This window comes from Gemmatimonadaceae bacterium, from assembly GCA_037721215.1.
Classification (GTDB): domain Bacteria; phylum Gemmatimonadota; class Gemmatimonadetes; order Gemmatimonadales; family Gemmatimonadaceae; genus UBA4720.
Genome location: JBBJNV010000003.1, coordinates 1 through 13,747, shown reverse-complemented (window position 1 = coordinate 13,747; position 13,747 = coordinate 1). Strand labels below are relative to the sequence as shown.

Below are 13,747 nucleotides of genomic sequence, written 5' to 3'. Positions count from 1 at the left end.
TTGACGGGGGTTTTGGGGGTATCGAGATTGCCACGATTAATCAGAATGCCAGAGACATGCCGCGAAACATATCGCTGATTGCGAGTCCTGCGCCTCGGTCCACCAGGATTCGATCGTCGATATACATCTCAACGATCGTTGCACCACGAATGATCCACAGACACACCCGCCATAACAAACAGTTCCCCGTCAGGCAGACCTGACGGGGAACTGTGATGGATTGTAACAGCTACAGCAGACTAGTTGCGGGCTGAATCCCGTCTTACCTGCTCGCGGTACGCCTCGCTTGCATATATCGCCACTTCCACACGACGGTTTCTCTGTCGCCCTGACTCGCTGGCATTCGAAGCTTCCGGCTCAAGCTCGCCTCGTCCGTTGGTATTGATCCTGGAGCGCGGCACACCCTGCGCCTGAAGGTACGCGGACGCTGCATTCGCACGGCGGTACGACAGGCTCTGATTGTACGAATCATCACCCTGGCTATCGGTGTGACCCACGATGAGCAGGCTCGAATTGCCGTACTTGGTCAGGTTTCTCGCCAGCTCGCGAAGGTTCTCCGCCGCAGCCGGTCGGATAACATCGGAGTCGAAGTCGAACAGCAGCCCGGAGTTGAACGTCACTTCGATTCCCTCACCTACGCGCTCTACCTCGGCTCCGGTGACAGACTGGTCGATCTCCTTCGCCTGCTGATCCATCTGGTTGCCGATGACCGCACCGGCCACACCTCCCAGTACCGCGCCAATGATTGCGCCCCTGGCTGTGGAACCTCCGGTGTTGTTGCCGATCACGCCGCCAACAGCGGCACCGGTGCCGGCGCCAATGACAGCGCCCCGTTCCTTGTTATTCAGACTGGCGCAGGCGGAAAGACCGATTGAGCCGAGCGCCAGAGTCGCGACGAGAGTCCGTCGGCCATTCATTAAGAACTTCATAGTATGCACCTCGTTAATTCCTGTTGATTGAGTCGATTCGTCAGTGCGATCCGGTAATGGATCCACCCAGTTGTAGCATATCTGGGAATCGATGTTCCCTCGCTGCCGATTATTTTTCGTCGCGCTTGCTGTTGTCCGCAGACGGCGCTTCCTCGATGGAACTTTCTTCGGCTACCGATTCTGCCTCGCGCTGCTTCTTTTTCTCGGAGCCCTGGAATTCCTGCTTCTCCTGCGCATAAATGCCATCGTCGTTATGACGGAGCTTTTGGTCGGTGACGATTGCGTCATTCTTGTTTACGTGGGTCGGCTTCATCGGCTTCTCTCAGTTGAGGATCAGAGAGATGCACTTACAGAAATCGTGCCGTAACGCGGTACCTACCTGAGACTGATCCTGTAACCGGCGCCAACCCGAAGTGTCGTCGCGTCCTTGGGCACCGAATAAACCTGGGCCGACAGATCGAGCGTGCGAGATACCTGCGCGGTCAAACCGGCGAACACGACAGCCCGTGTGAGGTCAGTTTCAATCTCGGTATTATCGACGCTGCCAAGCCCATCGGTGAAACCCACGCGGAACCTGGGGCGCAGAAAATTGGCGCCCCCGCCAACATACAAGCCGAGCCTTCCATCGTATGCAGCGGTGCCCACGACACCCTCTGCGCCCATCATCGTTGGCTCAAACGTGTCGACTGACTGTGTGGTTCCAAAACATGGTTGAGTTGGATTGATGGTCTGCAACCCGGCTGCTGGACATGTGATTGGGCCTCTCACCCGTCCGGTAGTTCCGTGCAGCCTCAGCATGACGTCTGTTCCGTCGCTCGTCGTTTGCATGCGTATACGGTGAATCCAGGATAGCGCTCCGCTTACGAGATTCGGCTCCGCAGCGTTGATCCTGATCGGCGGCAGATAGCTGACTTCGAGGGCAAAACTCGCGGGCAACCCGACTGTCAGCCGGGGTCGCCCGAATACCGGCGATAGCCCCGTGTTCTCGCTCTTCTGACTGAAGCAGGCGCCAGTCTGTAGAATCTCGGCGTCGGGATCAGGGACTGGTCCGGCCTCACCCCCGATGCGGATCGTCCACGGAGCCAGGTGCTCCGGCGCTCCCGCCGGCGAGAAGGAAATGGGTACCGAGTAAAACGCAAGAAGCCGCGCTTCATTGCTGTCCTTCGGCGGCCGGCACTGCGCACTGGCCTGCAATGCGAAAGTACCGCTCACCAGCCACCCGGCTGCCGCCAACGCCCATCGCATTTCTACTTTCGCATTTTCATTTTGTCGACAGCCCTGTCGAGCTTTTCCTGCACGCGCAGGTACTCGTCATTTATCGCCTTGGCGGCCGCAGGCATCTCGTCTCTGGCCTTTTCAATCGCTTCGGCGAGCTTGGCCATGGCTGCTCTGAGCTCCGCTTCAAGACTCTCCCATCTCTTCTTTAGTTCGTCGTCCATCGTAGCTCCCGGGTTCATTGCTGCAACGTCGCCATACAGTTGGAATTACCTGTCCAGTTTTCGGTGGAAGCTGTCGGCCAACGATTCTAGATTGCCGTTCATGACAAACACCTCACTGCCTTCAGCTAACAAGATGTATCGTGCGCTGGCCGAACGCGACAGCACTTTCGACGGTGTATTCTTCGCGGCCATCAGAACGACAGGAATATTCTGTCGGCCCACCTGTTCCGCGAAGAAGCCCCTGAGAGAGAACGTCGAATACTATGCCACGGTTCGAGAGGCTGTCGTGGCGGGCTACCGGCCCTGCATGCGGTGCCGTCCTCTGGATCCCGCTGGCGCCGCACCTTCCTGGCTAAAGGATCTCCTCGTCCGCGTTGATGCTGATCCGGCACGTCGGTGGCGAGACGCCGATCTGAGTGCGGCGGAGTTCGATCCGGCTCGCGTCAGGCGCTGGTTCCTCCAGCACCACGGCCTCACTTTCCAGGCATACCAGCGGGCACGGCGCCTCGGAGTTGCACTCGGCCAGATACGGCAGGGAGAAAAATGGGAGGGTGTCGGATACACACACGGCTTTGAGTCGGCGAGCGGTTTCCATGACGCATTTACGCGCGCGTTCGACGCCCCTCCCAACCAAGGCAATGATATTCGCCCGATCGTCGTATCGCGTTTCCTGACGCCCCTCGGGCCCGTGCTGGCCGGCGCAACGGAGGAAGGGGTCTGCCTGCTCGAATTCGCCGACCGCAGGATGATCGAAACGCAGATCACGCGTCTCAGGAAATGGTTCGGACAGCCGATCGTGCCGGGGGCTAATCGTCACACCGAGCGATTGCAGAAAGAGTTAGATATTTATTTTACCGGCGGTATCAAGACCTTTGACGTTCCACTCGTGCTGCCAGGGACCGAGTTTCAGGTCGCCGCGTGGAAGCAATTGCTGCTGATTCCTTACGGGGAAACCATCAGCTACGAGCAGCAGGCCCGGGCGATGGGAAGGCCGGGAGCGCAACGGGCCGTCGGCAAGGCGAATGGCGACAACCGCCTCGCTATCATCATTCCATGTCATCGCGTCGTCCGCCAGAACGGCGAACTCTGCGGCTACGGCGGAGGGCTGTGGAGAAAGAAATTTCTTCTCGATCTGGAGAAAAAACACCTGGAAGCCGAACCAGTCCTGGAAACCTGATCCGGCAGCAGGTTCTGGGTGGCTAGCGGTCTTTTGTAGTTCCGCTGTCTGGCGCCGTGCTCTTCCTGATCACCATCTCCTGGTCGGAACCCGGCCGCCGAATGATGACTTCCTGGTCGTCCGTCAGTGGCAGGGTGACCTCATTGTCGCCGAACTTCGGCGTTATCGAGCCCAGATCGCCGGAGGCTTCGCGCGCGTGATCGTGTCGAAGCCGCTTGTCATCGTACATCTCGTCGCCCTGATAACTGGCGCCGCTATCGGTGCCTGCAGCGTTGTAATAGTCGCGAACTGATGCTTCATACTCCGACGTGATCGGAGCCCGCGAATAGGCCGGGGCGTTGGCCAGTCCTCGAGCAGGCAACCGGTCAAGCAGTACGTCATTACCGGTTTCGCTCAGTTCCGCCGCACCAATCGGCACAAGTATATGCCGATCGTCGTCGACCCCCAGTGCTTTACGGTCGATCTTCACATCCATATAACGGACACGCTTCGCCTCGGCATCCACAATCAGCTCGTCAACTTTTCCGATATTTCGTCCGTCTGGAGTCTTGACGTTCCAGCCGCGAATATCCCGGCTGCCTTTCGCGATATCGAAGTCCTTGATTTCCTCGAGCCGAACCAGCCGACCGAACCGGTCGCCGGTAGAAGAAATATCTCTGTCCATCCGTTGATCCTCCTTCAAGTGTGGATTGCGTGTAGTTCCCTCAGTCGCAACGAATCGCTGCTGCCGGATTCATTGCATGAAGCGAACCCTTGCCGTCTCCTCCGTTGCCGACGTCAGAAAACAGACAAAATCATTCACCAGCCTAATCGCCAAGGCTTATCCCGGTGCTCCTTGCGGCCAACACCACGTCGTGAGTGAGATCGACCCGCTTCTGATCCCTGATTACCTCGCGGATCGGAACGGTCACGATGTGCGGCGATTGGAGTGCTACCATCTGACCCCAGGCCTCGTTCTCTATAGCTGTAACCGTCGCTGCGCCGAATCGTGCAGCCAGGAGACGGTCGTATCCGGTTGGCATTCCGCCCCGCTGGAGATGGCCCAACACCAGCGACCGGCATTCCTTCCCCGTCCCCGCATAAATCTCCCCTACAAGGCGCTCGGCAACGCTTCCGGCCCGGATCGTCCTTGAAGCGCCAGAGCCCTCCGCCGTTTCATGGCCAGAGTGTTTCGGGAGCGCACCCTCAGCCGCTACGACAATGGAAAAATTCTGGCCGGCGCTGTCCCGCGCCATGATCTTCTCGCAAACTCTGTCGATATCGTACGGAATCTCGGGAATCAGAATCACGTCCGCGGTCGCAGCAACACCAGCATGAAGCGCAATGAAGCCAGCGTCCCGCCCCATGACTTCCATCACTATCACCCGATCGTGGCTTTCTGCCGTAGTGTGCAGCTTGTCGAGCGCGTCGATTGCCGTATTCACCGCCGTATCGAACCCGAAGGTCGTTATCGTACCGCTGACATCATTGTCGATCGTCTTCGGTACCCCGACGACCTTCAATCCCTGATCGACCAATGCCAGCGCGATCGCGAGTGTTCCATCTCCGCCGATGGCGATGATTGCATCGATGCCATGCTGGCGCGCGTTCTCCATTACTTCCAGCGAGCAATCCGTCTCGGTCGTGCTTCCATCTGCATTGCGCACTGGAAAGCAGAGAGGATTCCCCCGGTTTGTCGTCCTCAGAATCGTCCCACCCAGGTGAGCGATTCCGCTCACCTTCGCACGCGTCAGCGGCATCAGATCGCATGCGCCCAGGAGCCCGGTAAAGCCATGTCTGATGCCTACGACGTCCCAGCCCCGATAGTCGGCCGATAACACAGCGGCACGAATGACCGCGTTGAGACCGGGTGCATCTCCACCGCCGGTGAGAAGGCCGATTCGCATTATCGCAATCTACTGCGGCCGGGATAAGTCGCAGAGCGTTATGGACTTCTGACTGATTCACGCTGACAAGCTGCCGGGACAACCTGATTCATCCACCGCGTTCCTCAGATAGATTTTCCGCATGACCAATAGACAGTTGACGCGGTTCCGGATATTCTCGCTGACCGCTTTGACAGCGGTGGTGGCACTCCTGGCGCCCGCGTTGCGTGATGCCGATGGGCGCCCGCCGGCAGAAAGTTCCTCGCGACCGGCCGCTATCGCGTCCCGGGCGATCGCATTTTTGAATGTGACGGTACTTCCCATGAATCGACCGGGCGCGGTTCCCGATCAGACGGTGATCGTACGCGACGGACGTATCATTTCCGTCGGATCGTCACGCCGCGCCGCCATCCCGAAAGACGCGCTCCACATCGATGGACGCGGGAAATTTCTGATGCCGGGGCTCGCCGAGATGCACGCCCATGTGCAGGGCCCGCAGTCCGCGAACGCTGAGAGCCTCAACCGCGACATCATGTTCCTTTACGTCGCCAATGGCATCACCACAATCCGCGCAATGCTCGGCGCGCCGAACCAGCTCGTTCTTCGCGACAGAATGGCTCGCGGTGAAGTCCTTGGTCCGACGATGTTCGTCGCCGCACCCTCTCTAAACGGCCAGAGTGCGCCCACAGGCGCAGTCGCCGCCAGACTTGTCCGCGCTCACAAGCTCGCCGGGTATGATTTACTCAAAATTCATCCGGGCCTCAACCGTCAGGCTTACGATTCTATAGTGACTGTCGCCCGGCAAGTCGGCATTACCTGGGGTGGCCACGTTTCCGCGCAGATTGGAGTCGAACACATCCTCAATACGAAGCAATCCACAATCGACCACCTGGATGGTTATATCGAAGCCGCCGCGTCCGACGACATGAAGCGGCTGATGATGACCCCGGGCAGTACAGTGAATCTGCCTGCGGTCTGGCGCTCGGTGACAGATGAACGAATCCGACAGCTCGCGCGGCAAACGAGGCAGAGCGGTACGTGGAACGTGCCGACGATGTTCCTGTGGGAGAGTTTCTGGGCCCCTGGCTCCTCCGAGGAATGGGCCCGGCGCGAGGAGATGAAATACGCTCCGAAACAGTGGGTAGCGAGCTGGATCAGTCAGAAGAATCAACGTGGAATCGCAAACGAGCGGAACGGCGTCGCCCCGGCTGATGCCGCGCTTCACATTCGTCTGCGCCGGAAAATGCTCAAAGCCCTCGCTGACGAGGGTGCGCTGCTTCTCATGGGAACCGACTCACCACAGATGTTCAACGTTCCCGGCTTCGCACTTCATCGAGAACTACAGGTAGCGATCGAGTCCGGCCTTACCCCGGCGCAGGTGCTCGAGTCAGGATCGAGGAACGTTGGACGCTACGTCGCACAGGACCTGAAGCTGGATGGAAACTTCGGCACCGTCACCCCGGGTAGCAGAGCGGATCTCGTACTGCTCAACTCCAACCCGCTTGTGAACGTGAAAAACCTGGCTGACCGCGCCGGTGTGATGGTGAAGGGTCGGTGGATTTCGCGTAGCGAGATTGACAAGGAGCTCGAAGCGCTGGCCGCGAAATATCGACAGTAGGCATCCGTCTGTCAGGCACGTGGCAATGCCAGCGTAAATGTGCTGCCGACATCCACTTCGCTCTTCACCGTCAGATCCCCGGCCATCCCCCGTGCCAGATCACGGCTGATCGACAGCCCCAGCCCCGTGCCCTCGTGCGGCGCATTCAGACGACGGTCGACCTGCACGAAGGGAGCGAAAACCTGGTCGACGCGATCACTGGGGATGCCAATGCCGGTGTCCTGGACAGAGATCAGAACCGTGTCACCTTCGTGTCCACAGTAAAGTCTCACCGAGCCGCCGGGAAGCGTGAATTTGATCGCGTTGGAAAGAAGGTTGACGAGGATTTGCTGCAACTTGTCCGAATCGGCGCGGACCGTCATCGAAGCTGCTTCACCGCTCGCGCACGAACCCCTTATAAACCGCAGTGATTTCGCGCTGAGCTGCGGTGCAACCAGTGGTTCGATGGCATCGAATGCGTCCTGCACCGGAACATCGGTGATGTGATACTCGATGTGTCCCGCCGCAAGCTTCGCGAAGTTGAGGACATCGTTGATCAGACCGAGAAGGTGGCGCTGACTGCGCTGAATCCGGCTGATCGCCTCTCTCTGCGGTCCGGTCACGGGGCCATGGATGCCAAGATCGAGCAGTTCCGCATACCCGCCAATCGCGTTCAGCGGCGTGCGCAGCTCATGACTCATCGTCGCCAGGAAATCGGTCTTTGCCTGATTGGCCCGCTCGGCCGCCTCCCTTGCCGTACGCTCTGCTTCGACATCGGTGTTCGTCCCGAACCAGCGCATCACCCGCCCATCCCCGTCTTTTAACGGCGTGATACGCGTCAGAAAACGACGGAATTGTCCGTCGTTGCCACGCAGCGGGAACGTCATTTCCGTGGATGCCCCACTATCGATGGCTTTACGCCATTGCTCCAGCACCCCTGGCAGTAAGTCGGGATCATGCACGGACTGCCATCCCCACCCCGCCATCTGGTCGGGCGTCGTTCCCGTATACTCGTACCATCTCGCGTTATACCAGTCGATAAAACCGTCCGGCCGTGCAGTCCATGCGAGAGTCGGTATGGCATCGGCCAGCGTCCGAATTTCATGCTCGCGTGCCGTAACAGCCACGCGAGCGCGGTCAGCCTCTTCGGTGCGTTCCTCGAGCTGTGCGGCGGTTGCCTGTAACTCCTCTGTCTGGGACTCGAGCTCCGCCGCGTTGTCCTGGAGCTGCTGGTTGGCGAGTTCAAGCTCGACCTGCTGTTCCTCGAGCTGGTTGTTTGCAGTCGCAAGTTCTCCGCGAATCTTTTCACTCTCTGCGAGAACTCGTTCCACATCGCGGCGGGCCAACACATGGTCGGTTACGTCTGTGCCGTGGGTCACGACCCCCGAACGGGATCCGTCGGCATCGACAATGGGCACGTAGACAAAATCGACGAACCGCTCTTCGGGGGACGCGCCGGGTGAGCGGACGAGCATTGCCGGCACTTCACGACCGACGAATGGAACGCCCGTCTCGAGTACTTCAACAAGCAGCTCTTCGAATCCCTGCCCGCGCAACTCCGGAAACGCCTCCCTGAGCGACTTGCCGATCACCTCACGATCGCCCACGAGCTGGTAAAAGGCAGTATTCGCCAGCTCGAACACCAAATCCGGCCCGCGAAGTACAGCCATGAATGCAGGCGCCTGCCGGAAGATGTCGGACAATCGCGTCTGCTCGAGGTCCAATGCCTGGGTGGCAAGCGATCGCTCGATGATAGCGCCCGCAAGATTCGCGGCGATCTCGATCCGCTGCATCTCGTCGTCGCTCGGGCGCCGCGGCTGGTCAAGGTACGTTGCGAATGTTCCAAGCACCTGAGTCTTCGTCCCCAAGATCGGCATCGACCAGCATGCCGCCAGCCTGTGTGCGCGAGCAAGCTCACGGAGGTCAGTCCAGAGAGGATCAGTGGCGATGTCGGCAGTGATGACGGGTTCACGGCGATGTGCAGCAGTTCCACACGACCCCGCCCCTTCAGCCACCATAAGACCGTCGATCGCGCCCAGCAAATCATCAGGAAGCGCTGAAGCGACACCATGCCATAACCGTTCACCCTCTGCCAGCAGAATTGAGGGTACGCCGGGCGCCTGCTGCCCGACGAGCTTGAGCAGCGACTCGAGGTCCCGAAGACACCCGTCAGGTAATCGAGGCATCACAGGAAATTGTCACGTGCGATGCAGCCAGGGAAACCGCCAGCGACGGGTGTGTCAGTATCACGAACATCCCGGAGAAAAACCCCGAACCCGTCAGGGACATAAACGCTCGGTGGACAGCAGTCTGGAATGTCTCAGGATTGGAATATCACGCGATCGCATGTTTGATCTTGATTCGGAATGGGCGCCAGCAGGAGCGTTGCAACTTTCTCGCCCGGAGTGGGCAAGTTGCTTCGAGACAGATAGTCCATGTCCATCGGGCCGAGTAAACACATCCGATGTGATCCGCATCTTGTTTCAAACGCAGCAATCTCACTGAGCGGTTACTAGTGGGAGGACAGCGCTCCTTGCCTTCTTACTTCCTCCCTGTCCTCGACCTGCTTGCTCCTCTTCCTCAGGCATCGGGTTCCATTTGCGGCTCCTCCGCACTCGCGGCAGACGCAGTCTACATGGCCACACTTTCCTGATCCTGACGCGCGCCGCCACGAAGCAACACCCATCCCGCGACGCCGGCTATCACCGAAGCGCCCAGGATACCCACCTTCGCTGACTCGAGGAGCGGCCCCCTCCCGAACGCGAGCGTGGCGATGAACAGCGACATTGTGAAGCCGATGCCGCCGAGCCAGCTCACCCCGTGCAGCGCTCGCCAACTCGCCGCTGCTGGCGCTTCGGCGAGCCCCGCACGCACCGAGGCCCAGGAGAGCAGCGTGATACCGAGCGGCTTGCCAACGACAAGTCCCACGAGCACCCCGAAAAGAACCGGGAGAGAGAGAGAGAGCGGCCACCAGCTCGGCACCGACACGTATTCCCGCGTTGGCGAACGCGAACAGCGGCATGATTCCGTACGCGACGAGACTGTGCAGCTTGTGCTCCACCTTCAGCAGTGGCGCCTGTACCTCCTCGCACGCGGTCTCCAGTGCATGGATCGCCTCCTGCTGGTCGTGATTCGACAGTACCGTCGTCCCCGGACCGCACGCCTGCTCGAAATCACGGAGACTCGCCCGTGCGCTACGCACGAACTCGTCCTCGTCGATGCGCGTCCGCGCCGGGATGGTCATCGCGAGGAGCACGCCAGCGACAGTCGCGTGGATGCCCGACTTAAGCATCGCGATCCACAATATGACGCCGAGAACCGCGTACACTCCGGGCCGGCGAACGCCGGCCGAGCCGCACGCAAAGAGAAGCGCCAGCACACCCGCGGCAACCCCCAGGCTGGTCAGCGAGAGATCGCTCGTATAGAAGAAGGCGATGACGAGCACGGCTCCGATGTCGTCGGCGATAGCCAGTGCGGCGAGGAAGACCTTGAGCGAGGCGGGCACCCGTGAGCCGAGCAGCGCGAGCACCCCGAGCGCAAACGCTATGTCCGTCGCCATCGGAATTGCCCACCCGGATGCGCCGGGACCGCCCCGATTGAACACCATATAAAGGGCAGCCGGCACGATCATTCCGCCGATCGCACCGGCAATCGGCAGTGCCGCCTTCCGCACCGTCGCCAGTTCGCCAACGAGCATCTCGCGCTTGATCTCGAGCCCGACGAGGAAGAAGAACACCGCCATGAGGCCGTCATTGATCCAGCGATGTAGGGTCTCGGTGAGCCCGAACCCCTTCGTGCCGATCGTGAGCGGTTGCTCCCACAGGTGGAAATAGCTCTCGGACCACGGCGAGTTGGCCCATGCGAGCGCCAGCGCCGTACACACCATGAGGACGATGCCCCCTGACGATTCCGTTTTGGCGAACTGCTGGAAGGGCCGCAACACTCGCTCGGCCAGTGGAGGTGCCGCGGAAGATGCAGTCGAGGTGCTCATGAGATCGGGGTTCCGCGATGATCCGTCGGATGGGCCATGCGAGGTCCGGACGGGTGCGCTTGTCTGTGGGCTCGGGCTGCACCATTCGCGTGCCGCCAGCGGGTTCCCTGCATTGTCGCATACCGGGAGCCTGTCCGCCATCCGGGAATGGTCGAGTCGGCTCACGCCGTCACTGCCAGGCACACGAACTGCCCGTTGAGGGAACTCCCCTCGACAGAGATACACTTGACAATGCACGTTCGCGACCGCCTCACATGAAAGCGCGTCAGCTGTGGTTGACTCTCCTGGGCAGTCTCTGGTTCATACCGAGTGCGATGGTCGCCGGATCGGTCGCCCTCGCGGTCGTCCTCATCGAGCTTTCCGTGCATGTCGATGTCGCGACGGTGGCTCGGATGCCGCGGCTCTTCGGCGCGGGCGCAGACGGCGCTCGGGGCATGCTCTCGACCATTGCGGGATCTATCATCACGGTCGCCGGCGTCGCGTTTTCCCTCACGATCGCCGCCCTCGCCCAGGCGTCTTCGCAGTACACCCCGCGCGTTCTCCGCACGTTCATGGGAGATCGAAGCAGTCAGGTCGTCCTTGGTACATTCGTCGGCATCTTCGCGTATTGCCTCGTCGTCCTGAGGACCATCCGGGGCGGCGACGAGGGCGCATTCGTGCCACCGATCGCCGTGCTCGGCGGATTCCTGCTGGCGCTCGTCGGCGTCGGGGTCCTTGTCTTCTTCATTCACCACACGGCGAGCGGACTCCAGGCGTCGACGATCCTCGCACGCGTGCGCCGCACGACCGAGATGGCGATCGACACCGTGTTCCCCGTCGAGCTCGCGCACGGCGAGGACGATCCCGTTCCCGGCGGTGCCGGCGTGCGGATCGCGAACGACGACTGGCGTCCCGTTCCCGCGTTGAGAACAGGGTACGTCCAGAGTGTCGACGTCGACGGCCTCGCCACATGCGCGCTGTCGCGCGCGATGATCATCCGCGTGGAGCGGTCCGTCGGTACCTTCGCCATCGAGAACCACCCGCTCGTTACCGTGGCCCGTGTGCCTGCCGGGAACAGAGATCCGGAGGACGGCGACAGCCATGAGTGTCTGACCGAGCTGATCAATGATTTCTTCAGGATCGACAATTATCGCACCGTCGAACAGGACCCGGCATTCGGAATCCTCCAGATCGTCGACATTGCGCTCAGGGCACTCTCTCCCGGCATCAACGACACCACGACGGCGGTCACTTGCGTCGATCATCTCTCCGCTCTCCTCGTCCGGCTCGCTCGCCGGCAGGTCGCTCCTGCAGCGGCGTCGACGAGCCTCGCGCCGATCGGGGCGGCCCACGCGGTTATCACGAGCGACCCCACATTCGCCGATCTGCTGGGACTCGCCCTCGATGATGTGCGACGGAACGCGGGCGGTAATGTCACGGTCCTCGGAGGCCTCATCGACGCCATCGCCATCACCGCACTCCATGCGAGCGCGCCGGCTCGCCGGCGTCATCTCGCGCGGCACCTCGAGCATCTCAACACGGCGATTCGCCAGAGTGTTCAGTCGGAGGAAGACAAAACCTCGCTCGCCACCCGTATCGCGGCGGCGCATCAGGCACTGCTCCTCGCGGACGCTCGGACGCCGCACGGCGTGGACAATCAGCGCTCCCGAAACAGCTCGGCGCTGACCGGGGTCGCGCCGACCGGCACGAAGCGATCCGGGGAGATCACATGACGCTGAATACCGAGGATCGGAGGGAGCGATGGGAAGTGCTCGCAGGCCTCGAATCGTGGCTCGAACGGCCGATGCAGCTGCTCGGCCTGCTCTGGCTCGCCCTCCTGGTGCTCGAGCTCACCCGCGGCCTGTCGTCCATGCTCTCGCTGCTGTCCACGGCCATCTGGATTATGTTCATTCTCGACTTCGCGCTTCGGTTCGGGCTCGCGCCAGACAGGATGCAATACCTGCGACAGAACTGGCTTACGGCGCTCTCACTGCTGGTTCCCGCGCTTCGTGTGCTCCGGATTGCGCGCGTGGCCAGAGTCGTACGATTCGCGCCGGCGGCCCGGGGCCTCCGGCTTATCCGGGTCATCGGTTCCCTCAACCGAACCATGCACGCACTCGCGCGCACCATGAGCCGACGCGGTCTCGGGTACATCGTCACGCTGACGCTGATCGTGACACTGCTCGGTGCCGCGGGCCTGTACGCTTTCGAGCGGGAGCTTCCGGATGGTCAGGCGCTCCCGGATTTCGCGACCGCCCTATGGTGGACAGGGACCATCATGACGACGATGGGGACCGACTACTGGCCTCGGACAGGGGCCGGGCGGATCCTCTGCCTTCTCCTCGGCCTCTATGCGTTTGCGGTGTTCGGTTACGTCACCGCCGCACTTGCCTCGTTCTTCATCGGCACCGACGCCGGACGCGACGATGCCGAGATCGCCGGACAGGCAACCCTCGAGGCATTGCGGATCGAGATTGCTGGCTTGCGCGCGGACGTGCAGAGGCTTCGGATTGATGGTGGCGGGCAGCAGTCCTGATGCGCCTGCCGGTGGCGATCTCCGATCTCTCCGCGTTTACGACGATGCACGGTACCAATGCACTTCTGATCTAGGACGAGGCGAAAGGCGCGGCCTATCGCAGCTGACTCCCGCACATACTCCCGAGCGAGGTCGCGCGACCAGCTGCGCCTTGCCTGCCTAAGTATTGTCCCACACAGTGGCCAGGGAGGGAATTGAACCCCCGACACGCGGATTTTCAGTCCGCTGCTCTAC

General features: G+C 61.0%; 12 protein-coding genes. 4 read left to right on the top strand and 8 right to left on the bottom strand.

Going from position 1 to position 13,747, the window contains the following annotated elements:
- Nucleotides 1–239: 239 nt before the first annotated feature.
- The 4 genes from WKF55_01895 to WKF55_01880 all read right to left on the bottom strand — a co-directional run bounded on the left by WKF55_01895 (nucleotide 240) and on the right by WKF55_01880 (nucleotide 2,368).
- Nucleotides 240–929: an OmpA family protein gene (locus WKF55_01895; GenBank protein ID MEJ7758323.1), complete on the bottom strand. Its 690-nt coding sequence runs from the start codon at nucleotides 927–929 to the stop codon at nucleotides 240–242.
- Nucleotides 930–1,038: 109 nt separating this feature from the next.
- A complete protein-coding gene (locus tag WKF55_01890) occupies nucleotides 1,039–1,242 on the bottom strand; it encodes a hypothetical protein (protein ID MEJ7758322.1) in 204 nt (67 codons plus the stop codon).
- A 62-nt stretch (nucleotides 1,243–1,304) separates the two neighbouring features.
- Entirely contained in the window at nucleotides 1,305–2,174 is an 870-nt protein-coding gene (locus WKF55_01885) for a hypothetical protein (GenBank protein MEJ7758321.1), read from the bottom strand.
- A 2-nt stretch (nucleotides 2,175–2,176) separates the two neighbouring features.
- Entirely contained in the window at nucleotides 2,177–2,368 is a 192-nt protein-coding gene (locus WKF55_01880; GenBank protein MEJ7758320.1) for a hypothetical protein, read from the bottom strand.
- Between the two features lie 100 nt (nucleotides 2,369–2,468).
- Here WKF55_01880 and WKF55_01875 point away from each other — a divergent pair, with 100 nt between their 5' ends.
- Nucleotides 2,469–3,545 (top strand): methylated-DNA--[protein]-cysteine S-methyltransferase, encoded by a 1,077-nt coding sequence (locus WKF55_01875; GenBank protein MEJ7758319.1) that lies wholly within the window; start codon nucleotides 2,469–2,471, stop codon nucleotides 3,543–3,545.
- A gap of 22 nt (nucleotides 3,546–3,567) precedes the next feature.
- On the opposite strand, the gene WKF55_01870 is transcribed toward WKF55_01875, so the two are convergent.
- Together WKF55_01870 and WKF55_01865 are read right to left on the bottom strand one after the other, a co-directional pair.
- The gene (locus WKF55_01870; protein ID MEJ7758318.1) at nucleotides 3,568–4,209 is read right to left on the bottom strand and encodes a PRC-barrel domain-containing protein; all 642 of its coding nucleotides are present in this window, start codon (nucleotides 4,207–4,209) and stop codon (nucleotides 3,568–3,570) included.
- Nucleotides 4,210–4,351: 142 nt separating this feature from the next.
- On the bottom strand, nucleotides 4,352–5,431 hold the full coding sequence (locus tag WKF55_01865; protein MEJ7758317.1) for an ATP-dependent 6-phosphofructokinase: 1,080 nt from the start codon (nucleotides 5,429–5,431) through the stop codon (nucleotides 4,352–4,354).
- A 121-nt stretch (nucleotides 5,432–5,552) separates the two neighbouring features.
- On the opposite strand from WKF55_01865, the gene WKF55_01860 reads away from it, so the two are divergent.
- Entirely contained in the window at nucleotides 5,553–7,028 is a 1,476-nt protein-coding gene (locus WKF55_01860) for an amidohydrolase family protein (protein MEJ7758316.1), read from the top strand.
- Nucleotides 7,029–7,039: 11 nt separating this feature from the next.
- Here WKF55_01860 and WKF55_01855 read toward each other — a convergent pair whose 3' ends face one another.
- Complete coding sequence (locus WKF55_01855; GenBank protein MEJ7758315.1) at nucleotides 7,040–9,193, bottom strand: PAS domain-containing protein; 2,154 nt, start codon at nucleotides 9,191–9,193, stop codon at nucleotides 7,040–7,042.
- Nucleotides 9,194–9,519: 326 nt separating this feature from the next.
- On the bottom strand, nucleotides 9,520–10,998 hold the full coding sequence (gene nhaA, locus WKF55_01850; GenBank protein MEJ7758314.1) for a Na+/H+ antiporter NhaA: 1,479 nt from the start codon (nucleotides 10,996–10,998) through the stop codon (nucleotides 9,520–9,522).
- Nucleotides 10,999–11,252: 254 nt separating this feature from the next.
- Between nhaA and WKF55_01845 the strand changes: the two genes are divergently transcribed.
- Nucleotides 11,253–12,710 carry a DUF2254 domain-containing protein gene (locus WKF55_01845; GenBank protein MEJ7758313.1) on the top strand — a complete coding sequence of 486 codons (1,458 nt, stop codon included), beginning with the start codon at nucleotides 11,253–11,255 and terminating at the stop codon, nucleotides 12,708–12,710.
- Entirely contained in the window at nucleotides 12,707–13,513 is an 807-nt protein-coding gene (locus tag WKF55_01840; protein MEJ7758312.1) for an ion transporter, read from the top strand. The genes WKF55_01845 and WKF55_01840 overlap by 4 nt, the downstream gene beginning before the upstream one ends.
- Nucleotides 13,514–13,747 lie beyond the last annotated feature (234 nt).